This is a genomic window from Paenibacillus sp. FSL M7-0802 (genome assembly GCF_038004945.1).
GTDB lineage: Bacteria > Bacillota > Bacilli > Paenibacillales > Paenibacillaceae > Paenibacillus > Paenibacillus polymyxa_B.
In genome coordinates, this window is the sequence record NZ_JBBOSD010000001.1 from 837,746 (window position 1) to 858,723 (window position 20,978).

General features: G+C 46.1%; 31 protein-coding genes. All 31 read right to left on the reverse strand.

All coding sequences use genetic code 11. The features are described 5' to 3' along the window. Positions 1–11 precede the first annotated feature (11 nt). Positions 12–362, reverse strand: coding sequence for a hypothetical protein (locus tag MHB54_RS04225; RefSeq protein ID WP_340981399.1), 351 nt, complete (start codon positions 360–362; stop codon positions 12–14). Continuing rightward, entirely contained in the window at positions 359–1,408 is a 1,050-nt protein-coding gene (locus MHB54_RS04230; RefSeq protein WP_023990508.1) for a phage late control D family protein, read from the reverse strand. Before MHB54_RS04230 ends, MHB54_RS04225 begins: the two co-directional genes overlap by 4 nt. Then, positions 1,408–1,635 (reverse strand): tail protein X, encoded by a 228-nt coding sequence (locus tag MHB54_RS04235; RefSeq protein WP_023990509.1) that lies wholly within the window; start codon positions 1,633–1,635, stop codon positions 1,408–1,410. Before MHB54_RS04235 ends, MHB54_RS04230 begins: the two co-directional genes overlap by 1 nt. Continuing rightward, positions 1,632–4,565: a phage tail tape measure protein gene (locus tag MHB54_RS04240; protein WP_340981400.1), complete on the reverse strand. Its 2,934-nt coding sequence runs from the start codon at positions 4,563–4,565 to the stop codon at positions 1,632–1,634. The genes MHB54_RS04235 and MHB54_RS04240 overlap by 4 nt, the downstream gene beginning before the upstream one ends. A gap of 192 nt (positions 4,566–4,757) precedes the next feature. Continuing rightward, on the reverse strand, positions 4,758–5,111 hold the full coding sequence (locus tag MHB54_RS04245) for a phage tail assembly protein (RefSeq protein ID WP_023990512.1): 354 nt from the start codon (positions 5,109–5,111) through the stop codon (positions 4,758–4,760). 27 nt (positions 5,112–5,138) lie between these two features. Further along, complete coding sequence (locus MHB54_RS04250; protein ID WP_340981401.1) at positions 5,139–5,666, reverse strand: phage major tail tube protein; 528 nt, start codon at positions 5,664–5,666, stop codon at positions 5,139–5,141. Positions 5,667–5,679: 13 nt separating this feature from the next. After that, on the reverse strand, positions 5,680–7,134 hold the full coding sequence (locus MHB54_RS04255; protein WP_340981402.1) for a phage tail sheath family protein: 1,455 nt from the start codon (positions 7,132–7,134) through the stop codon (positions 5,680–5,682). Next, a complete protein-coding gene (locus MHB54_RS04260; RefSeq protein WP_340981403.1) occupies positions 7,134–7,469 on the reverse strand; it encodes a hypothetical protein in 336 nt (111 codons plus the stop codon). The genes MHB54_RS04255 and MHB54_RS04260 overlap by 1 nt, the downstream gene beginning before the upstream one ends. Further along, on the reverse strand, positions 7,463–8,008 hold the full coding sequence (locus tag MHB54_RS04265) for a hypothetical protein (protein WP_340981404.1): 546 nt from the start codon (positions 8,006–8,008) through the stop codon (positions 7,463–7,465). The genes MHB54_RS04260 and MHB54_RS04265 overlap by 7 nt, the downstream gene beginning before the upstream one ends. A 2-nt stretch (positions 8,009–8,010) precedes the next feature. Then, positions 8,011–8,565, reverse strand: a complete 555-nt coding sequence (locus tag MHB54_RS04270) for a phage tail protein (RefSeq protein WP_149032568.1) — start codon at positions 8,563–8,565, stop codon at positions 8,011–8,013. Next, the gene (locus tag MHB54_RS04275; RefSeq protein ID WP_340981406.1) at positions 8,565–8,897 is read right to left on the reverse strand and encodes a hypothetical protein; all 333 of its coding nucleotides are present in this window, start codon (positions 8,895–8,897) and stop codon (positions 8,565–8,567) included. The genes MHB54_RS04270 and MHB54_RS04275 overlap by 1 nt, the downstream gene beginning before the upstream one ends. A 15-nt stretch (positions 8,898–8,912) precedes the next feature. Beyond that, entirely contained in the window at positions 8,913–9,218 is a 306-nt protein-coding gene (locus MHB54_RS04280) for a hypothetical protein (RefSeq protein ID WP_023990519.1), read from the reverse strand. Continuing rightward, positions 9,215–11,248: a prohead protease/major capsid protein fusion protein gene (locus tag MHB54_RS04285; RefSeq protein WP_340981407.1), complete on the reverse strand. Its 2,034-nt coding sequence runs from the start codon at positions 11,246–11,248 to the stop codon at positions 9,215–9,217. Before MHB54_RS04285 ends, MHB54_RS04280 begins: the two co-directional genes overlap by 4 nt. Then, positions 11,202–12,722, reverse strand: a complete 1,521-nt coding sequence (locus MHB54_RS04290; protein WP_340981408.1) for a phage portal protein — start codon at positions 12,720–12,722, stop codon at positions 11,202–11,204. The genes MHB54_RS04285 and MHB54_RS04290 overlap by 47 nt, the downstream gene beginning before the upstream one ends. 5 nt (positions 12,723–12,727) lie before the next feature. Next, complete coding sequence (locus tag MHB54_RS04295; protein ID WP_149032564.1) at positions 12,728–12,961, reverse strand: hypothetical protein; 234 nt, start codon at positions 12,959–12,961, stop codon at positions 12,728–12,730. Beyond that, a complete protein-coding gene (locus tag MHB54_RS04300) occupies positions 12,952–14,766 on the reverse strand; it encodes a phage terminase large subunit family protein (protein ID WP_340981409.1) in 1,815 nt (604 codons plus the stop codon). Before MHB54_RS04300 ends, MHB54_RS04295 begins: the two co-directional genes overlap by 10 nt. Next, entirely contained in the window at positions 14,744–15,277 is a 534-nt protein-coding gene (locus tag MHB54_RS04305) for a hypothetical protein (protein WP_340981410.1), read from the reverse strand. Before MHB54_RS04305 ends, MHB54_RS04300 begins: the two co-directional genes overlap by 23 nt. A 126-nt stretch (positions 15,278–15,403) precedes the next feature. Beyond that, entirely contained in the window at positions 15,404–15,736 is a 333-nt protein-coding gene (locus tag MHB54_RS04310; RefSeq protein WP_340981411.1) for a hypothetical protein, read from the reverse strand. Positions 15,737–15,808: 72 nt separating this feature from the next. Then, complete coding sequence (locus MHB54_RS04315) at positions 15,809–16,072, reverse strand: hypothetical protein (RefSeq protein ID WP_340981412.1); 264 nt, start codon at positions 16,070–16,072, stop codon at positions 15,809–15,811. 206 nt (positions 16,073–16,278) lie between these two features. Continuing rightward, positions 16,279–16,536: a hypothetical protein gene (locus MHB54_RS04320; RefSeq protein ID WP_340981413.1), complete on the reverse strand. Its 258-nt coding sequence runs from the start codon at positions 16,534–16,536 to the stop codon at positions 16,279–16,281. A gap of 106 nt (positions 16,537–16,642) precedes the next feature. Further along, positions 16,643–17,185, reverse strand: coding sequence for a sigma factor-like helix-turn-helix DNA-binding protein (locus MHB54_RS04325; protein ID WP_340981414.1), 543 nt, complete (start codon positions 17,183–17,185; stop codon positions 16,643–16,645). 90 nt (positions 17,186–17,275) lie between these two features. After that, on the reverse strand, positions 17,276–17,554 hold the full coding sequence (locus MHB54_RS04330; RefSeq protein ID WP_340981415.1) for a hypothetical protein: 279 nt from the start codon (positions 17,552–17,554) through the stop codon (positions 17,276–17,278). Between the two features lie 16 nt (positions 17,555–17,570). Further along, positions 17,571–17,705, reverse strand: coding sequence for a hypothetical protein (locus tag MHB54_RS04335; RefSeq protein WP_340981416.1), 135 nt, complete (start codon positions 17,703–17,705; stop codon positions 17,571–17,573). A 50-nt stretch (positions 17,706–17,755) separates the two neighbouring features. Beyond that, positions 17,756–18,163 (reverse strand): hypothetical protein, encoded by a 408-nt coding sequence (locus MHB54_RS04340; RefSeq protein WP_340981417.1) that lies wholly within the window; start codon positions 18,161–18,163, stop codon positions 17,756–17,758. Next, complete coding sequence (locus MHB54_RS04345; RefSeq protein WP_340981418.1) at positions 18,156–18,521, reverse strand: ASCH domain-containing protein; 366 nt, start codon at positions 18,519–18,521, stop codon at positions 18,156–18,158. The genes MHB54_RS04340 and MHB54_RS04345 overlap by 8 nt, the downstream gene beginning before the upstream one ends. Positions 18,522–18,527: 6 nt before the next feature. After that, positions 18,528–18,746, reverse strand: a complete 219-nt coding sequence (locus tag MHB54_RS04350; RefSeq protein ID WP_340981419.1) for a hypothetical protein — start codon at positions 18,744–18,746, stop codon at positions 18,528–18,530. A 39-nt stretch (positions 18,747–18,785) separates the two neighbouring features. Beyond that, entirely contained in the window at positions 18,786–19,112 is a 327-nt protein-coding gene (locus tag MHB54_RS04355) for a hypothetical protein (RefSeq protein WP_340981420.1), read from the reverse strand. 39 nt (positions 19,113–19,151) lie between these two features. Continuing rightward, positions 19,152–19,685 carry a hypothetical protein gene (locus tag MHB54_RS04360; protein WP_340981422.1) on the reverse strand — a complete coding sequence of 178 codons (534 nt, stop codon included), beginning with the start codon at positions 19,683–19,685 and terminating at the stop codon, positions 19,152–19,154. A gap of 19 nt (positions 19,686–19,704) precedes the next feature. Then, a complete protein-coding gene (locus MHB54_RS04365) occupies positions 19,705–19,926 on the reverse strand; it encodes a hypothetical protein (RefSeq protein WP_340981423.1) in 222 nt (73 codons plus the stop codon). Beyond that, complete coding sequence (locus MHB54_RS04370; protein WP_340981424.1) at positions 19,923–20,207, reverse strand: hypothetical protein; 285 nt, start codon at positions 20,205–20,207, stop codon at positions 19,923–19,925. The genes MHB54_RS04365 and MHB54_RS04370 overlap by 4 nt, the downstream gene beginning before the upstream one ends. A gap of 49 nt (positions 20,208–20,256) precedes the next feature. Continuing rightward, positions 20,257–20,964: a hypothetical protein gene (locus MHB54_RS04375; protein WP_340981425.1), complete on the reverse strand. Its 708-nt coding sequence runs from the start codon at positions 20,962–20,964 to the stop codon at positions 20,257–20,259. Positions 20,965–20,978 lie beyond the last annotated feature (14 nt).

Below are 20,978 nucleotides of genomic sequence, written 5' to 3' on the forward strand. Positions count from 1 at the left end.
CTATCACCGCCTTATATGTTACTTCCCTTGACCTCTCCAACTGCTACTATACCGCCCGTTTCAGGTGGAGTTCCAAGGATTTTCAAGTTGCCGTCTATCGTAAGTGTGCCTTTCATTTCAGCATCACCCTTCGTGTTAACAAATTCGGATGTAACGCCAAAGCACACGCCATTACTACGGTCAAACATGAGCACGAAAACTTCGTCTCCCGGTTTGGGGAGTGTTTTTCGCAACATCCCAGCCGGGAACACTACGGGCAGGTCACCCGTAACAAAGTCTTCTCTGTCAGGGAACGTTGCTGTTATTGTGCCGGATGCTTCGTCTGCTGTTGAACAGGTTCCAAACTTAGCTAACATATTCACCACCCCAATACCTTTCTGATTTCAAGAGTCGTCGTATACGGAGCATTGGAGCCAATATGATGTTCCGCGCTTTCGATGATGTATTTGCCGCTGTAATATCCGATTTCAAGCACGTTAACCGTCACACCAGCGGCCAGACGCGTATCACCGCTCATTTCAAGCTTAGCCTTGCCTGACTTCTTATTCTGTTCCCGGAGTCTGTTACGGGCTATTCTTGTGGCTTCTGCCACGGTACCAGCCTGTTCATTCAGCCTCAAGGTCGGATATTTACTCATGCCAGGAGCGCTATATGTCCCGGTTACCGTCTTGCTCTTTTCTGTTTTGGTTTTGGCTGTTGTGTAGCTTACAATCGCCCTGCCATATGCCGTGCTTTCGCTGTCCTTACTAAATTCGTAGCTGAGGATATCACTTTTACCTCTGACAATATCCATCACAGGGGCGTTATTTTCAAAATCCAGTTCGCTGAACAAGACCAGTTTTTTGCCGGACAGTTTCACGGATATTCCCTCAGCCTGACATGTCTTAATCAGAAATTCGAAGTCGGTTTCGTCCGACTGGTCTAATCGCTCATATTGCGGGTTTACCTTGGCGTTGTAACTAAGGGCAAGACCCGAACGTTTGGCAATATCCGCAGCTACCGTCCGCAACTGGACCTTTTCATATGACTTGGATCGTTTTTGTTGCTTGGTAGACTGCCCGGATAAAGGTAACGCGCTCGCTTCAATGACGATCATGTCAGGCTTCCCGGTAAACCGAAACGCTTTGACATAAAACGTGCCGCATACCAGCTTTTTGACCTCGCCGTTTTTATGCCAATCCCGGGTGACAATTTCGGCCCGTATCTTATCATCAATGTAAGGCACCCAGCCTTTAATCCAATCGTTGTTTCGGTCATCCAGTGTTATTGTAATGGTGTCAATCTGACCGTTATATCCATCCGAATAGGTAAAATCAATTAGGTATTGATCCAGGACCGTGCTGCTGACAACCTTCCCATTGTAGGTAAGGGCGACACTTGCTGTGCGCCCTTCGTTTACAACTGCCATTACTCACCGTCACCCTCTTCCTCTCCAATCCTCCAAGGCGGCAGGGTGGACGATGTATCATCAGGAACAGGAGGGACGGTCAAGATAACGCCAGCACCAAAAAAGACCGTATCTACATGGTCGAAGTTGGCTGCCATTAGATCGGTCATAAAGTTTATACTGCCTGTGAGTTTGTAGGCGATATTATCCCATGTATCGCCCTGTATGGTTCGATATGTTGTGGTCAAACCATCGACCTCCTTCTGTTCTTCCGCTCCCACTCCTGCATATTGGCTTCCCATTCGCGTTGTGAGTCTCGCAATGACCTTTGGATCACCTTTTCGTCTGCGTTCCCTTGAATAACAATCTGAGGGCTAAACACAGGGGCAAAGTGTCCGCCCCCTCCACCATCCATCCCTAATGCACTCCCTGCGGCTGCGTAGAGGTCGCGTGATCGTTTGGAGTTATTGAGGGGTATAATTGCCTCGTCGTCTCCAGCCTCACCCACAAGACCCAGCGTTGGGCTTGTTACAATGCCGCCATCAGCAAACTTTCTAGGTTTCAGAGGCGGGATTGCCTGTAGAGGGAACCCGTGTGTATTTTTGACCACATTCGGAAAGTTGTTTGGAGTAGCCATTGGCCCATATTTTTGTTTTATATCAAGCGTGACATCAATCTGCTTTTCAAAAGGCAAATCACTAAGGCTTTTATTCAGCTCTTGGACCCTGAGTATAGCAGCGTCTACTCGAGCTTTTTCCGTATTGGATAACTGATCATACTTCCTCATGAGCGATTGCAGCGATTCTCCACCCAGGTCCTGTACTTCGACAAGCCGAACATTTGCGTTATAAAGCTCCTGGAATGAGGCTTTAGAGGACTCCATTTCCTTTTCATTCGTTTCCAAGTCTTGCTTGGTCTTATTCATGGTCATTCTTACTGTACCAATGAACTGGTCAAGGCTACCTAAATTAGCCTGATCATAGTTCATTAATTGCTTTAATTCATCGGTTAGAGGTTTTAATTGTTCATCCCTCTTTGCTCCGGCTGGAGTATTGTTCATGACCTCATTATATTTTATGCGTAGAGCTATTAATGATGTGAGGACTGACTCACTATTTCCTTGCGCTTTGTTTAATTCTTTTTCTTTGCTCTGAAGGTTATCATATTCCTTCAGTAAATCGGGAAGCTGTGCCTCCTTGTCAAGAATGGTAATACGTGCTTCCTGCTCTGACGCTTTAGCCATGTTGTTATAAAGATCAAGCTGAGCGCCAGCCTGTTCACGTAATGCATTGGTTTTAGCATCCTGTGCGGTGATGTAACCGTCACTTTGTTCTACGATCTTCTGTTCAATATCGGCTATTTTCCGTTGAGCTTCAGCAAGTTCATTAGCTGGAGTTTTGGCGTTGTCGATTTTGGCTTTTAACCGATCGTACTCCTTGACCAAGTTGGTCAGTTTGTCGCGTTGCTTATCCACTGTGTTGTAATCATCAAAAGCAGTTTTAAGTTCATCACCCATGTTAATCATAGACTCGCGTACAGCCTCTTGATGCTCCTGATACGCAATTAAACCCGCTGTAAGCAAACCGACAGCTCCGACAGCAATGCCAGCAGGTGATTTCATAAACGCCAAAGATTTCCCCAGCAATCCCCCAGCTCCAGCCGCTTCGGTTAACTTACCTTTCAAGTCCCATAAGCCCTTACCAAGTACAGTCACATTTTTACCAATCAAAGCAGCAGGAGTCGCAAGGGCTATAAACTCGATAAAATCCTTATGCTCCTTTGCCCAGTCCACCATTTCATGAAGCATCGGCAAAAGTTCTTCACCGATTGGGAGAACAACTTCCGTCATAATTTCCCTGCCCAATCCGCGCAACTGCTTGGTGAATGACTGCATGTTGAGGTTTTTGATTTCTTCCATCGAATTTAGATTTTTATCAAACCCGCCGTTTACATCATTGAGCGCTTGCGTGATGCCTGCGCCCATATCCTCGTATTGCGTACCGAACAGGGACACGGAAATAGCATTTCGCTGTTGCAAATCGTCTATGGTTAGTAGTTTGTCATTAACCAACTGCAACGCGTCACGCGCCTTCATAGACCCGCTAGAAAGACCGTTGAATACCTTTTGACTATCACTCATAACTGAGCTGATAGTTTGTTGCATCTTGGCTACCTGCGTGCCTTTGCCAGACTGCAACGTTTTAAGCATGGTAGCCGCTGTTGTTTTGCTCGTTTTAGCTACCAGTTGTTGAAACTCTTTGGTTTTCTGTCCGCCCTTGGCTAGATTTTTGGTAAACTTCTCTATGCCATCCATCGCGAACAGTTCGTCCATTGCTTCAACTACTGCCTTATCACCGCTTACGATACGGATACGGAACTCTTTGAGGGCATCCGCTATTTTGTCCGTATTGAAAGCCCCTTTTTCAAGCCCGCTGTTGAGTACGCTTAGCATCTGTTGGGCATTGTAGCCAGCGTCTTTGAACTGTACTGAATATTCGTTCAGTGTATCCAAAAAGTCGTCAGCGCGATTAAGACCCTTCTGACTACCTTGTGCAATGAGGTTAAAAGCTTCCTCGGATGATATGCCAAGGTTTTTCATCAACACGCCAACCGTCCGCATGGTTTCAGGAACTTCGTATCCGAAAACATCACGCAATGACAACGCTGATTCCGTAGCATCTTTGAGCGCTTCGCCTGTGAGTCCTGTGGCGTTTTTAACGCCAACCAAAGAGTCGGCTATATCACCGAACCCCTCACCGTAATTAGACTCATACATGCCACGTATGGAGCTATCTAAATCCTTCATTTCCGTGGCACTGGCTCCAGTTGCCGCCTGAACCTTTAATAAAGATTCCTCAAGCTCACCCACGTCGTTTATCATGTTGCCAAACGCCCCGGTAACACCGTCTATAATCGCTTTAGCGCCTGTGAAGTCCAGCGCGCGTTGAAATACATCCCCAAACTCACGCGCGCGATCTGTAATGTCTCGGATAGAGTCAGGCACATCGTCCGGGATAGGACGTGTGCGCCTTAATTCATCCAAATTCTGTTCCAGCAAAGCTACGTCTCTACTCAAGTCGGTGAAGCTACGTATGATACGTGGGTCAATCTGTCCCGACAACTCAAACGTTAGTTCATACCGCCTTGAACCTCCCGAACCCCCTCCAGCTCCAGCCATCTAAAATACCTCAATTCTACTGTGGATTGTCTTCCTTCCGCCGTTCTTCCACTTTCCTGTGGAAATTGTTCATGGAAATTATCCAATCATCCATTTCAACCATTGGGCGCTTGATGTAATCTAACGGGCTTCCGCCTGCGAATTTAGCAAGGGCTATACAATCCTCCATCACCTTCGTAGACGGGTTCCCTATTAGATCAAGCCGTCCAAAAAACGTCGAGACGCTCCAATAACCCGGTTAAAATCTTTGGCTGGGAGCTTTTTCAAGAAGTTTGGGTGCACGCCAGCAGCTTTGGCAGCCAAGACAGCCAAATACGCCGGATGTTCATTTTTGAAGGAGGGCAGGAAGTTTTTACCTTGATTCAGAGCGAGAAAATCACCCTCAAGCGCGATAATGTCTTCGCCTGTGAGTTTGTCGAATTCGAGATTAAGCTCGTTATAATCAACATCCTCCCAATTAACAGAAAGAGACAGCCTAATGACTGTCCCTGTTGGTTGTGCTACTTCCTCTTTCATTTGTTCTTCCGTTGTCCCTTGTGCGCTCATGTTTAATCAACCTTTCTATTTTTAGGATTAGGCTTTGCCCAATGCTTTATTGATGTCGAATAGATCGTCCACACTATTAATGCGACTTACGCTGTTGAGCTTGTCCAATTCGATTACTGCTACGCCGTCAATGAAAACTTTGATGTACGTGACTTCAAGCGTAGTTGAGGTGCCAGTAGTGGCATTTTGGGCGAAAGTACCAAGGTCAATCCCTTTCCCGATGCCCTTGACCACTATCTTAACGGCCCGTGTTTCCAACTCACCGGATGTGGTATTAAACTCGGTAAATGCACCACGAATCTCCAAGGACTTGAGTTTAGTACCTATCAACCCGAATGCATCTTTGTCAATCGTACGCCAAGCAATGCCAAGTTCCAGTGAGCCGTAATGCCCTGGCGTTGGGATATCAAGTTCCCCCAAGATGCCAGCCCCGGACAACGTATCTGTCAAAGGTGTGAAGTTGGGCAACGTAATGTCACCCGTGGAAAAATCGGTGCTTGAGCCATTTGCATAGATCGCCATACCGACCAATTTAACCGGAATATTTTTAGCCAATGTCTACCCCTCCTTATGCTGCTGCGCCCAGCGTAGTCAGATACGCCAGATCATAAGCAACGATAAATTCAATATCTTGTGCCGGACTTGGAGGTGTGATGAACAAGCGGTATGTCAGGATACCATCCTCCAAGTTGGAAACCGTGTTGTCGCTGGCGCGGTATTCAATTCGACCACCCAGCAACGCACCAGCTGCAACCAATCCATTCAACCAAAAGTTAACATCATCCGTTATTTCTCCAATCAGACGATTATTAAGCGGACGGTCAACTTTATTCCAGTATTGAAGGACGACGTTATTTTTCACCCACGAGAACATGCGCCTAACAGGAATAAAGGCCCGCTGTGCGTCCGTTAAAGTCGGAAAGGCTGCTGTCCGGTTCCCCCACAATCTCCAGCCTCGGCCCATATTAAGACCTGTGACAATACCGTTATTATTTAGATAAGTGGCTTGGTTAAACGGAACGTAAGCCTCTGAACCGTCCTCCATGACCAAGCTATCCACAAAAATATCTTTGTTAGATGGAGACTCGAACGGGATACCGCCATTATCTGCATCTATAGCCACGGTGCGAGCAGCCGCCACCACTGACATGTGATAGGTCACATCGTTGTACTTGGCTTTAGGCCATACATTAAAGCTGTATGGGCTGGTGTAGCGATTGTCGTTTTTCCAGTTGACCAAGTTAATGTAGCGTTCGCTTGCATCCAAGTCCGCAATAACGTGAGCTTCGAAAAGACCGTTAATGTTGAGGGACTTCGCAACCATAGCAGCATAAACCGTAGGATCGCTGGACCAGCCTGGTGCAACCAATAGGTTAGGTACTAGGCGAGTAGTCAAGAAAACTTCTTCTACGACTTCCAACCCCGTTCTAACGCCTGTTGTGGAGTTTTCCCCGCCGATAATCTTAGCCGCTGTCACCTTTGAAGGGTCCAGTTTAGAGTAACCCACTTGTAGCACTGTAGTGTTTGCAGGGATTGCACCACCTGGGATGATCGTAACCACCGTTCTACCGTTGCTATCAAAGCTTGTCGCGAAGTCTGTGTTGACCACATACGTAGTCGCACCGTCAGAGGACTTCACGCTCACCGTAGAGGCGACAATGCCACTTTCAGAAGTGGTGTAAATCCCATCAGAAAACGTGGCCGCAGCAGGGGCTACAACTTTATTATCCGTGGCAGGATCAAGCACGTTGACAAACACCGCAGGAGACAGTTTAGCAGTTTTAAAAAAGTAGAAAGCCGCTTCGCAGAGCTTGAACGATTCCCAATCATCCGAATAACCAAAGTAGTATTCAAATTCCTCCATGCTCGACACCAAAATAGCTTTATTGGTGACTGGCGCATTACTTTGCGTCATATTGACTGGAGCCGCACCGAAAAACACGGGCAAGGTAGTAGTTTGCACAGTGGTGCCGCTACGATCCCGGAACAGCTCTTTGGTTCTAATACCATGATATTCCGCCATTATTTCACTTCCTTCACAAGTTTGTACGAAACATTGAGCGGATGCCCTGGAACGCCTACATCAATTTGCGCTTGAGATAGCTGAGTAACGGGCACAAATAAGGACTTGAGTTGCGGGTACTTGTCGTACAGGTCTTGAAAGTGGTTCGGATATCCACCTACAAATATTTGGTACGTTCGTAACCGTCCTTTATCCAATCTTGGGCCAATATACACAAGATGTTGCTCGTCTACAGGTGGTTGCTCATTCACAATTACACTCTGTTCAGCTTCGACAGCTCTTGTTTTACGGGTGTTCTTTGCTTCTTCGCTTTTATCTTCAATTTTATCTACCATAGTCGTACCTCCGTTTGTATTGTAGGTGCCTCCCAATTGGTGCTGACCACGCCTATAAAATAGGGGTCCGTCTGTTCTTCGAAAAAATCAATATCGAGCGGACGTGCTATTCTAAATCCCCATCCAGCGTAGTCATGCTTTAGTAGAGATTGCCTGATAACCTCCATCAAGTGGAGTGTATCCTTCTGCGCCTGCAAACCCTCTGCCTCAACGCCACATATCAGATCAATTTCACACAGCCGTACCATGTCGTCCGTATCCGTTGAACGCAAAAAACGAACGATCACAAAAGGGAACCGTTCGTCTCTATATGTTTCCAGCGTTTGTTGGTTAGGAACAGGCTCTAGTGTCTGCGGCGCGTAAGGATCAGGCATAGCCTCATACTCAGGCACCTGTCTAGGAGGCAAATCCATTGTAAATACTTTGACTTTTCCATCGGTATTATCGTCACTGGTCTTTTCGCCAAGATACATTTCGGACGTGATTTCGAGGATATAGTCCCTGATTCTGTCCATCATGCTGGACGGAGATAATTCCATCGTTACAACCTCCCTAATAGCCTATTGAGTTCGTGAGGCATACGCTTGTTCATTTCGTCTGCATATACCTCTTGCACATGCGTAACGACTTCTTCATTGTTCGCCATTTCCGGCACGGCTGGCCCCCTCAATTCGCGTACAGGAAGTCTTTTCTTTCCAACTCGCTCAAATACACCCGTATGACCGCCCATGTTGGATATGAACGCCCTTTTGAGTGGTTTGCGCGGCGATCCTCTCAACACACCCGCTTTGACCGTCTTAGGTCTGGCAGGTCGTTGTTTTGGATTAACACTAAAGTTAATCAGAGGTATAGTCTTCCCTTTGGTTTTAATCTCGGAAGACATGCCCGTACCTGCCGCTTTGCGGACTGTGACGGTCTTTGTAGCCTCAGATTGCTTAATAACATACCTTTCCCTTATCTTCCGTCCCAACTCTGTCTTGGAACGCTGTGTGGCGCGGTTAACGCTTGAACGTGTAGCCTGTTTGAGTATCTTGTCCATGACTGCCATCTGTTTTCGAGCCGCCCGGAGGTTACTTCTTACATCAAGAAAAGTCACTACCTACCACCGCCATTGGATGTAAGGGAAATTTTAAGCACCCCCATGTCGTTTGACACCGCTGTGATACGATATTTGAGATTGTCTAGGACAATTACTTGTTCCCTTGCAGGTGTAAAGCCCAATACACGCGGATCAATATGGATGATTGCGTTATGCGCAGATACACCCTCTGCCGTTTGAATCGGACGACCATCCAACGTAAACGTCTCCACGATCATATTGAGGCAGCGTGACTTACTACCAGCCACGAGAACGTGCGGCTCCGAAAACTCCAAAGGGTTAAAGAATACATTCTGTACATCATGAATGATTTGATCACGCAAGCTCATGACGCACCTCCGTTATTATTTGGCAGGATTTTCAGCAAGCCATTTTTCATATTGCTCTTGGCGACCTTCTTTATTACTGGATGCTGTCAGCCCAAGTGATTCAAGGCGTGCTTTTTGTTCGTTCGGCCCCAATGCAGCAAAATCAGCAGCAGAAACAGTAGTGTCTGTTAAGCCTGCCGCCTCCTGCGCCGGGGATTCATTCTTATCAATCGCGCCGCTCTCTTGAAGCTCCAAAATCAAATCAATGGGAAGCTGGCCCGTTACGGTTTCACCAGCCTCCCACAGTCGTCCGCCATAATTGAGTGGTTTCTTTAAAATCATGCTCCACTACCTCCTGTTGCACCTGGATTTTTGAACATTCCACGGCTATCCAAAACGGTTACTCCATAGTCGAAGTAAATACGGAAGTCCAAACCAAGACGGTCAAACGGCACATCGGTTTCCAATGTCGGTTCTTCCTGCCCCCGCAGATAAGTGACCTCAATCGTATCCGCAATATTCGGGCTAGCCGCCGCATACCAGGCCGCTGCTGAATACTGATCCAACTCCGCATCCACAATAATATCCAAGCTATTGCGGAAAACATTTGTTACTCCACTGTGCTTACCTGAAGGATCGGCATCGGAATGAACAAATTGATTAGCGCTTGTCTCCAAGGCTGCTGGAACCAACAGAAATTGTGGTGCGAGATTAAGTGTGCCTTCCCCTCGTGGCCCTTTTTGAGTTCGCATAGCAGTGCGTGCTTCCGTCATGGAGGTGGTAGAAATATCCGCGCCTGTACCCAAGTTTTTGTGATCCACTCCGAACAGTGCTTTACCGTCCCAAATAAGCGGATTGGATGCCAGCATCTTATACACCAGGGCATTAATACCTCGCTTGGCTGCAATAACATAAGCCTGTGGAACCTTAGAAAGCATGTCCAGGTCGTCATTTATGAAAGCTTGACGGGTAAAGCCCCAACGCTTGGAGTATGTCAGGACTGCTTTTGTGACCTTTTCATCCTTCATGGGACCATCATAAGGAATTGGAGCATTTTGTGCTGTCAGTTCCAAACTTCCCGCCTCGGAAAGTCGGTAATGCTCCGCTGCCTTAAAATCGGAGTTACTACCACGGCCTGTCCAATATTGGAATGTTGTTGGGGCTTCTGCGTAAGCCTGTGCCAGCGTTTTGTTAGCAGCGTTGGAGATAATGCCTTGGAATGTACTATCAGGCGACAACGCCCGTTTCAACAAATCTTCATCGCGTAGCAAGTGTGCTCCCGACTCCCCAGCGCGTACCAAGCACTCCACAGCCAAATCACGCAACCGCAGCGAGCGCAGTTCTGGCGCACCCGGCGCAGGCTTCGCAACACCTCTACCTGCACGCATAAGCAGGGCATCGGATGCAGCAGCACGGAACTTGTCTGTTTCCTCTGTTGTAACCTGTATACCTGATGGGTGTGGTTTACGATCTTCAATTTGTTTTTGCAAAATGGCCTGACGGACCTTATCAACTCCGCTGCCATCCTCAATGTACGGTGAAGCATCCACGCCGAAGTTACGGCAAAGCGCATTAATTTCTGTTACGCGGCTCCGTTCTGCCGCTGCTGCTGCCGCTCGAATACCATCTTCGTTAATCGGTGGCGCTGGTGGTGTTGCTGCTGGTTCACCGGATCGGTGTTCGCCTCCTGCGCCTCCAATCTCCCCGCCTTTATCTGGAGCATGTACCAATCCTTGCGCAGCCAGCGCAATGTGTTTCAAACCTTTCAACATATCATCTTCCTCGCTTCCATTTTGTAAATTACGTCCTATACCAACTGACGGATCGGCAGGTGTAGGCTCGATGCTTATTTCAAACGGCTGCCATTTAAGAGCCACATAAGCTGGCCCGGTGAATCGACCATTGGCGGAAGTCTTACCCGCCTTAACTTCTTCCCAGGAGCTGACTTCATAGCCAACAGATACGCCTTTGATGGTCCCTTTTTTAACCTTCTGAAACACTCGGTCACTGTCAGGATCGTCGTCAAACTCCACAATAGCTCGTGCCTTCCGCTCGGTATCATCAGTCCATACCTGTTTAATGGTACCGATTGGCATATTTCCGTAATTCGGGTCACGACCATGTGCGAAAAGTAAAACCCCGACATCGTTCAACCTAGATAGGTCAAGCGCTCCGGGGTCATGAGATAAAATTTCATCACCGAACCACCTACCGTATGGGGCTTCGGATGAAAATGAAAGTTCAATCGTTCGATCTTCTTCGTTTACAGATTCAGTATTGATAGTCAATACACGAGATAGTTGCTTATCCGGTACCGTTGCATTTCTATGCAGCGTCATCGGCATTTTCTTTCGATTCATCATCTGGCTCATTGTCTGCTCCTTCCTTTGGAATATCCGTGGCTGTCGGTTCTGGACCGGACAATTCGCGGATCAATTGCTGTTCTGCTGCACGCTGCGCTACCACATCGCGCCAATCCTCCCCGCGCTCGGCACAAATACGGGCTAGGGTGTCCTGATTGGAAGCAAGAGCTGTTTCATTTGCTTTCACCTCCTTCAAAGGGTCAATCCATGTACTGCCCGGTGGTATCCATACATGAGCGATATACAAATCTTTGTTTTGTTGGTATTTGGGTAAATTCAACTGGCCTGTAAGCACCATAGCGTCCAAAAACTCCAGATAAATTGGAGTAAGCACACGTTCGATCAACATTTTTTGTAGTTTCTTGTACAATTTACGGTCTTCAATTAATCCTTGGCGTGCAGAGGAATAGTTGACCTGGGACAGATCCCGCGACACAGCTTCATAGCTAAGGCCGATTCCGGCAGATGTGAGCCGCACCAATGTGGTAATCCACTCCTTGGCATTCGATGCCTGACCGGACGGAACAACCGTCTGGACTTCATCCCCAGGATTTAGTTCCCCGATCATCCCCGGAGCAAGTGACACTCCAGAATAGTCAATCGTTTCGCTACTGGTTCTCACTCCCCGCCCTGCACCACCAGAAGGAACATCCTTTTTAATGAAAACAGACAAGCAAGCGAGGACACGCTCCTTTATGGATACAGCTTCAACAAATTGATTTGCATCTTTGACGCGTGGTAAAGCCGTTGCCAAATTGGATACCTCCCGCACCTGCTGCGGAGAAGTCTTTTTAAACAAAAAAATAACGTCTTTGGCTGGAATCTTGACTGTTTCAACGGAATTAAGTAGATAACCATCAACTTTTTTGAAGTGGTATGCTACTGGCTTGTTGTGCTGGTCAATTTCCACGCCTTCAACAATCCTGTTGCCCTGGCTTGGAGTAACGATGGTATTTTTGGTGTCCAGTTCGTCAACGGACCTAACTTGGATTTTGAAAGGGAATTTAGTGTCTTTAACGTAGACCTTCACTAGAAAAATACCGCCATCAACGATATAACGGCGGATTGACATATCTTCTATTTCCTCCAGCGACTGAGTACCAGTGATATCTACATTTTCAGCCTTACAAAATTCCTTCCAGAGTCGTTCAATTTGCCGATTAAATTCTCCTTCTAAGTTTCCGGGCAAATCGTGGGATACCTTAGATTGAAGGGTTATTCCTGTCCCGACGACATTTCGATCAAAGGCGGAAAGAATAGCCCCGCCGATATCACTATTACGCTCCATATCCTGCGCCCGCGCTCGGATTAACGATCGTTCAGTCGCTTTCATGTGTTCATTAGGAGACTGGGAAGGGTTCCAGTTGTGATTTAAGCGCCCTCTACTCCCAGCGTCGAACACTTCCATGCCGGAGCGCCAAGCCAACCTCTTATATGCCCATCGTGGGCTTACAGCAGCTATTGATCGGTCCAGCCAATTCATTAGGACTACCTCCCTTCAAAGTAAACTCTTCGGAACATCCCTGTTCCGCTTTCTAGTGCTTCAATTTCTTTTTCTAAGCGGCTTCGTTCTGTATATAACGTAGATAAATCAGCACGTTTAAGCGACCTATTTGCGATTGAATATTCTTGCGCCCCTGACTGTATGGCGCTGATTGCTGTTTCAACCTCAAGCAGTTGTTCACGTAGCTTTAAGAGCCTTTCTTCCTGTGTCATAGCCATGAACCATTACCTCCCCCTACCCATGAATTTTGCTTCGCAGGCTTTTTACTAACCTTTTTTTTGGGTTCCGGCTTCTCTTCGTATCGCATGTACCGGATGCCCAAACAATCCGCAGCAAAAGCGGCATAGACCTCTGTGTCAAGGTAATGGTTATCTGCGTGTGCTGTCTTTGGTCGCCAAACTTCGCGGCCTCGTTTCTCAATGACCTTTTCTTCTGCTGTAACTTGCTCAGCATATTCCAGATCACAACCTGTATAAACAAACCAACCGCCCGGCTCGTCATTTTTGCGAACCACGCGGTTGGATATAAAGTCTTTATAATAACCACCATCGACATGGTACAGGGATATGCCGTACATGCCACGTTCCTCGCGGTCGATTTTGGACAGCTTGTACTTACTGGGTAGTGCCGTGTTGGAACCTTTAACTGCAACCGCCCATTCACTGTTGTTAACGCAAAATGTATAGGTGTCGTCTGCGTTATAACCGGAGTCAATAGCACAGAGATTTACAAAAAACTCTGTCCCATCTCGAGCGCAGTAAGAAATGTTCATCACATCTTCAATCTGCGCCCATGTTTCGACCACTCCATGCCGAATATTCTGACTGTTCATTCCTTCGCCCCATGCCCGGATGGTGTAGTAAAACCGATCCTTCTGAACATCGACACCACCAGTAATCATAATGGTTCGGTCAGGTACGACACCTTCCTCATACCCACTGTCCTTTTCCAGAACCTTGCTGCTATTAAGCTTTATTTGGGTATTTTCCCAAGGTTCAGCCAGCCAAGAGTTCACAAAGTTTTGCAGTTCTTCTGGCCCGGAACGCGTAGAATTGATAAATTCAACGGCAGCATCACCAAAGCGTACCCATGGGCTATACAAAGCATTCAGCCAATAGCCTGTTATACGTTTTCTGGAAGTTTCTCCTTTAGGGTCCCGCCACTCACCCGCACGCAGCATGGCAGGCTTATGGGCATCACGAATTACACCCTGACAATGAGCACATTCATAATGCGCGGTTGTTCTAATGATCTCAGGGTCAATCGTTGAATCGAATTTTACCTTTTTAAAGTTTAGCGTCTGAAATTCGCCACAATGAGGACATGGAACATAATATTCTAATTTAATATATGCCTTTTCCCACGCTGTCCAAATAGGTCCAGTACGCAAAGTCGGCGTTGATGTCTGCATAATTTTTTTATTGCTATCGAATGTTCGGGTACGCTCACGGGCAAGTGATCTCGGATCAGCTTCCTTTCCGGCTGCAGCAGGATACTTGTCCACTTCATCCATAAACAAATATCGCGCTGGTAAACTAGAAAGACCTGCAGGACTGGCGGCACCTGCAATAACAACGTACATCCCGTCAAACTGAAGTTCTAAGTCTTTACTTCTGTTCTCGTGAAAACGACTCTGGAGCGCTGGACTCAACCTCATCATAGGTTGCAGACGGTTTTCTGAGGTAAACTGTGCTAATTTTTCATTCGGATAAACAATCATGACCGGGTTGGGGTCCTGTGATATGACATATCCCAGCATGTTATTAAGGCATTCGGTTCCGCCTACCTGTGTAGGTTTCAGGAAAACAACTTCCTCCACCCTTGGATCAGTAAAGGCATCCATGATACCGCGTAGATAAGGCGTCCGATCAGTAGACCAGGGACCAGGAACTGATGATGTCTTACCATCCAATATTCGATATTTATCCGCCCATTCGGAGACTGTCAGTTTTTCAGGCGGACGCAGCACGGAAAACGCCTCACTCAGCCATTCCGTCCATTTACTTCCGGCCTTTTTTGGCATGATAAACACCTCTGACAGACATTTGCAGCAGCACCGCGTTTGTCTTGTCACTGATGTTCTGCTCAATTTGACGAACTAACTCAGGATCAACATATGGTGCAACTTCGTTGGCGATGGATCGGCTATAACCATTCATGGAACGTTTAAGTGAAGTGAAAAAACGTTGAAGTTCGCTAATCACTTCATCCCGCCGAATGTATTCCCCTCGAATCACTGCATTTTTGAACGCTGCTGCTTCAGCCTGCTGTTCTTTTAGCCTAGCCTCATGCTTTAACTTTTTAGCCGCATCAGTCTTAGGCTCCCCTTCTTCGTCATCATCTTCATCGACGCCTAGTTTATAATCCATCACCCAATCAAAACATGATTTAAGCGGGTACCAACCATTCTTCATTTTGGGCATACCCAGCTTCACCCACTGTGCAAGTGTGTTCCGATGGACACCAAAAAGCTCGGCAGCGTATGAAGCACTGATGCATAAGGTTTCTTCAATCATTTTTACGTTGGAATCCAAGCTCAAAACACCCCCTCGGTTTGCACAGTGCACAGTGATTTTTTTTAATTAAAAATAGCCAGAAATCGGGGTCATTCGTACCCGCATGGTACCCCCGGCCTGGGAAGGACCCAAATTTAAATTAATTTACAAATTAATCTTATTTCCGATTATTTTTTGGCCTAATTCATGGAAATATTCCAGTTCTTTATTATTCTCATGGCAGATGCCTTCCCACTTCTCGAACACCTTCCATGTCTTGTCCTGTATCTTGATGCCACGCAGCCTATCCAACAGAGTCAGGTTCACGATGATTCTATCCTGCTGATTAACTCCAGGTATATGGATACCTATGACTGACTGAGTATGACTCTTTATTACAACGCCCTCCATATACCAACTGTATATAGTGGGACGATTGTATAAGCTGGGTTGACTCTTCATGTTGTACACGCTCACCTTAACACGGTTAATTTCCATGCCTGCGCTCCTTCCTGTTTCTTGGAGCAGTTGCGCGCTCTGCTGTGAAACGTACAAGCCACTTGAGTATTTTCATATCTGCCTCCCTAATCGTTCCAGTTCATTAGGTACAACAAAACAGAGTGCATCGCTTATAGACTCAGCAACTATAGCAACTCTACCGTCTTCGTGTGTTGTATATAGCCGCCCATCTTCCCAATACGTGCGTTCATCGCATTCTATATTCATGGTAATGCGTAAATAATCTTGAAGAGGTAACTCAACAGCATTGTTCATAAACTCAGCTAAAACATGTACTTTATTCACTGTTTCATTTCCTTCCAACAGTCCACCCACATGCATATCTGCTTACTGCCCGTCCAATCTCCCCATACACATCCTTTGCATTGATCGGGCTGTAGAGGCGACACAACAGGCACTGGTGGCGGTCGCTTGGTTGATTTAAACATATGTCTTCCCCCAATTAATAAATGGCACACAGCGGAATCGAACCGCCCATAGTCCTGTATGCACCACAAGCCCGGCATAAGCCGGGTAAGGCATTACAATAGCTCTGCTGCAAGTTGCTTGAGCACTGGTGGTGTGGCAATAAGTTTACCGTCCGACTTGTTGCCGTTGATGTAGGCTTTATCCTCGTCGGCATAGTAGACAACGCCCTGGCCCTCAATTACTGGATATCCGCTTTCGTCGTCCGTCAGGGATGTTTGTACATGCTTGCCATGTTGTGCGGCGTGTTCCTCATCGTGCAAGTGTAAAATGCGGTCCTTACTCAGAAATGCAAAACGTGGTTTTACAGACATATTATTTCCTCCTATGTGTGCATAACAAAAAGGACGCGGTTACCCTACGCCCTCATGTCTGCTTATGTTATTAAACTATTAGTGACAAACACAAAATAGTTTCTACCTATAGGTGGCAATCGGGGGACAAAAACAAGCTCTCTTGAACAGCCTGAGCAACTTTTTTTGCGGCCCTCTCCACATATTCGGTTACGCTATCCTTTGTAATACCCAAAAACTCCGCTATCTGACTTCTTGAGAAGCATTGTCCATGAGCCATTGTATAGCATTCGCGCTCACGTGGACTGAGTGTAGATAATGCGTCCTCTATTTGAAATAGCTGCCAATCAGATAAATTAGCCGGACTACCTGCGTGATTTTTTTGTACATATGCCTGCATCCTTAATGGGTCTACAGGCCGCTCACGCTGATAAGCAGCCAGCCGTTCAACCCCTCGCTTATTCCCTGGCATTCTCCCAGTTACTAGCCATTCCTCCACAAATTCACAATCTCTAATCATGTCGGAGATAACTTCCTTTTCGGCAGGAGTTGCTTCTTCATATATTCGCTTTGCTATATTCCTTGCCTTGCGATAGTTGAGGGGTGTCGCTGCTCCTAAATCTATAGGTTCCATTTGTTGTTTCATGGGCTTTTCCTCATTTGCAAGCATCCTCATTCCCCCTTTGTGATATAATGGGTTTGAGAAATGAAGTAACATGCCCCCGTGCTCCCTGCCAAGGTTGCGGGGGCTTTGTTGTGTTCATCCTTCATATTTTTGTAGCAGCTCCATGTATTTATCATGCCATATACGTGCTGTCTGCTTATGATCCTCTATTAGCTCGTCCGACAGCCTGATTGTTTCAGATAAAGCAGAAGAAGATTCTTTCATGATACTTTTCATCCGGTCTATTTCATCCACCAGTTGCCCCGCTACTTCTTGCCAATATGAATTACCGCCTAATTTAAGTTCAAGACGTATCCGGTTTATATTCAATGCTGGGGGATTGGGTAATCTAACTTTCCGCTTGAATTTAGGCAATATTAATCCTCCCTTTTTACTTGAGCCTTACAAGACGACCAGTGGAGTCTGTAACAATGTCTGGATCACCATAACCCCATTCAACTGCTTGCTGTGCTCTTTCCTTGAGCTGATCTACAGACATTGGCTCATACCATTCAGAGATTAACACGCACTTATCTCCTGCATAAAATCTATGGACTATAATTGGTCTTGCCATATCTATATATCCTCCCTACCTAATGCTGTGTTGATATGGTTAAACGCCGATAATAACGCCTGTTCATCCTTACCGTTAGCAAATGCTAAGTTCTTCTGTATGGCTGTTTTGGCTTCTTTCAGTGCCTTTTGGTATCTGTATGCTTTGTCAGTCATGTCTATTTGGCTTGAAACAGATGTATCCAGGTCAGCAGATAGCCGGGCTATTGTCCGGTCCCTCTCTGCCATCTGCTGCTGGAGTGAGTCTATTTGTGCATAGGCGGCATCAAGAGCGTTGACCAAATCAAACACATCATTACTCATATGAGCTTCTTCACCCCGAGCATCGTCGGCTTTGTTCCAAATAGTTTTCAAATCTTCTTCTGACATAGGTTGCAGACCATCCGGTAAATTAATTGTCCGTTCACTCACCTTTACCGCCTCCTTGGTAAACTGTTTTCGGTAGCCTAACCCATATCACTGCCCCTTGTGGATGCTTATAAGGTATAGGCACCGGGTAAATGACTGGATTTTGCATTACCCATGCATAAGGTGTTTTGTAATCTACATCTGCATACGACAGATGATGCTTATCATTGTTTTCGTACCAGTTGTACATGGTTAGAGGAACACAACCCACAAGTTCCACCGTGCCATATACTAAGCCGCTGCCGCTCTTGATAATACCAATGGTACCGCGCTTATGAGTGCGACTCCCGCGAATCTCCCACGGTTTGAATCCCGACAGAACCATATCCGCCCATTTAGGCTTAATGATTAGTCCATCCATATCTATTCACTCTCCTTCTACCTCCATGACTTCGCATGTCTGACCTGTTTTATCTTCTAGCCTAGAAGCTGAACGCTCGGCTATCTTCCGACTGGAATACTTTTTAGCTGGCTTCTCGTTATCGGCTAAGCAAGGGAAATATTGGCCTTGATGAATATATGTCTTTCCCGCATAAAAATCTGTGCTCATGCTCCATAAATCTCTTACTAATATCACGAACGACATACAATCATTCTCCTTATGGGGGTATAGGGTAAGAGGCTGTTATGCCTCCATAATTGCAATTTCTTTTTCGTGATCTTTCCACAGGTCTTCATCAAAGCAATTTTTATAGTCGGATAGATCATGCCCGAAACGTTCTATAACATCATTTATTTCAATGCAAACGGAAGTAGCGCAAATCTTGGCATCGTATCCGCCTTCACATAAAAAATCGTATCCAACCAACTCAACAAAATCTGCAACGTCGCTGTAGTCTAAATGGACATATGCAAATACTGTTTCATTTTTTTCGAAGTTTTGCGTGTAAAGTCCAGTTTCACGCTCTCTCAATAGGTCGTATAAATTAGGGTTTACTTGTCCTGTTGCCATGCGTATATCTCTCCTTTGGTATAGGGGATAGAGCTCCAATTATTGAACAAACTTCAAACTAGCTAAGTCACCTAATCTATATCCGTCTTGGACATACTCCAAAATTCCGATTAATCGGAAACTTTGTGCAACACATTTAATAGCCTTTCTCCTACGATCCGCAAACGTTGTAGAGCTAATTGGATAGATATCCGCTTGGTATCCTTTTTCCATATACAATTGGGCTTTTTGATATTTCATTGCTTTGATGTACAAAAGTTCTAGTATCATTTTCTCATGCGGATTTACCACATTTTGAATTGAAGTTTGAATGATAGTTGAAAGTGTTTTATACACTGCGTACAGCTCCGATGCTGCACTTTTAACAAATCCAGTATTAACACTAGATTCATAACTCTTCGTCAAGCTGAATATTTCTGGATTAATAGAAAGAAGATATTCAGTTTTTTTTAATTCCCCAACGGATATCCCTATGTCCATCCCTACCACTGATTTAAGGACTTCCTCTAAATCAACAATTTTTATTTTCGTTTGATTTGAGTTAAACACTACTGCTCTGCCTGAATTAGACATGATTATCATCCCTTCTGTCCTATTCGATCCAGCGTTCCCGCTTGGTCTTTTCCATCCATTCCTTCGTGAGAACATCAATATTAAACACATGATGCCTCCGCCCCAGCACATAAGATACAAAGGCCCCGGTGCTTCGCTCATAAAAACATCCGTTTAACAGTTGCCCATCCGTCCCTTTTCGTAATTCCGGTGTTTCCGGTATAACCTCAGCGGCATCAAAGTTAAATTCCAGTTGAGTCATACCTTTTCCAAACCGTTCAACTGCTCTTTAGTACGGAAGTAGAAGGGGGCATATCGGTATTCGGATCGGTGTTTTGGATTGTACATGTATGCTACAGGTGTTTCGTTTTCAGCTACTGGGCAATTCATGGTTACGCAGCTCGTCCGGGTAAGTAATACCCCTCCAGCCGGAGGCAGTCCATTGTGCCATTTCCCCCGCTGTGCGTCTTTATCCGGTATCAGCACAGGCACGTTTAATTGTCTGACTTCATCGCGGCTTAACCAGCCGTTTGCATTCGGCATATTCTCACTCCCTTGGTAGAGGGGCAGCCTTAGCCGCCCCAAGGATGTATTAAGCAATAATGGTTACAAAACCGGATTCGACCTCTTTGCCCAACTCCGCATGCAGATATTCCTTAATACTCGCCATAGCCTGCAATTTCCAAGCGCCGCCATCAGCTTCAAACAGAGCAGCACTTGGGCCGGATTGCAGCCGGAATACAAAACTGCATTCTGGCTGGGCGATATCAATAAACGTCCTGAATGGTTTCAGGCTCACAGGGTTAGGAACGATCACCTTTTCAAGGCTGGCGACACCGCTTTTGGCTGTTACCTGTTGCGTTACTCCATCGTCTGCATAGGTATTTCCTGTCTCTTCCTTGACGTTCCCTACTAGCTTCAATACAGCAGCTCGATCAAGGCTATCTACAAAGCAAGCTTGTAATTGTATGTTGAAGTTCTCTACATCCATGAACCGTTCAAATCTGATATCTGGAAGCACAGCAGACGCATTTATCAACACGTTACGGCGTTTGTCTCGGTTGAAGGTGCTGAGAACCCGCACGTCAGTTTCACTAACCACATGGATCAACACGGGGGCCACATTGTCATAGTTTTCTTTCAGATACGTGACCATTGCGGAAAGAGTATTTACCTTTAACGCGGTGGTAGTGGGTTCATTAATCTCTTCCAGCTTTCCGGTAGAAAACATTTGTCCACCAACTTCTTTAATTTCCTTGTTTGCCAAACCCGCGATATATTGCATTGCTTCTTTAATCATTTATAATTCCTCCT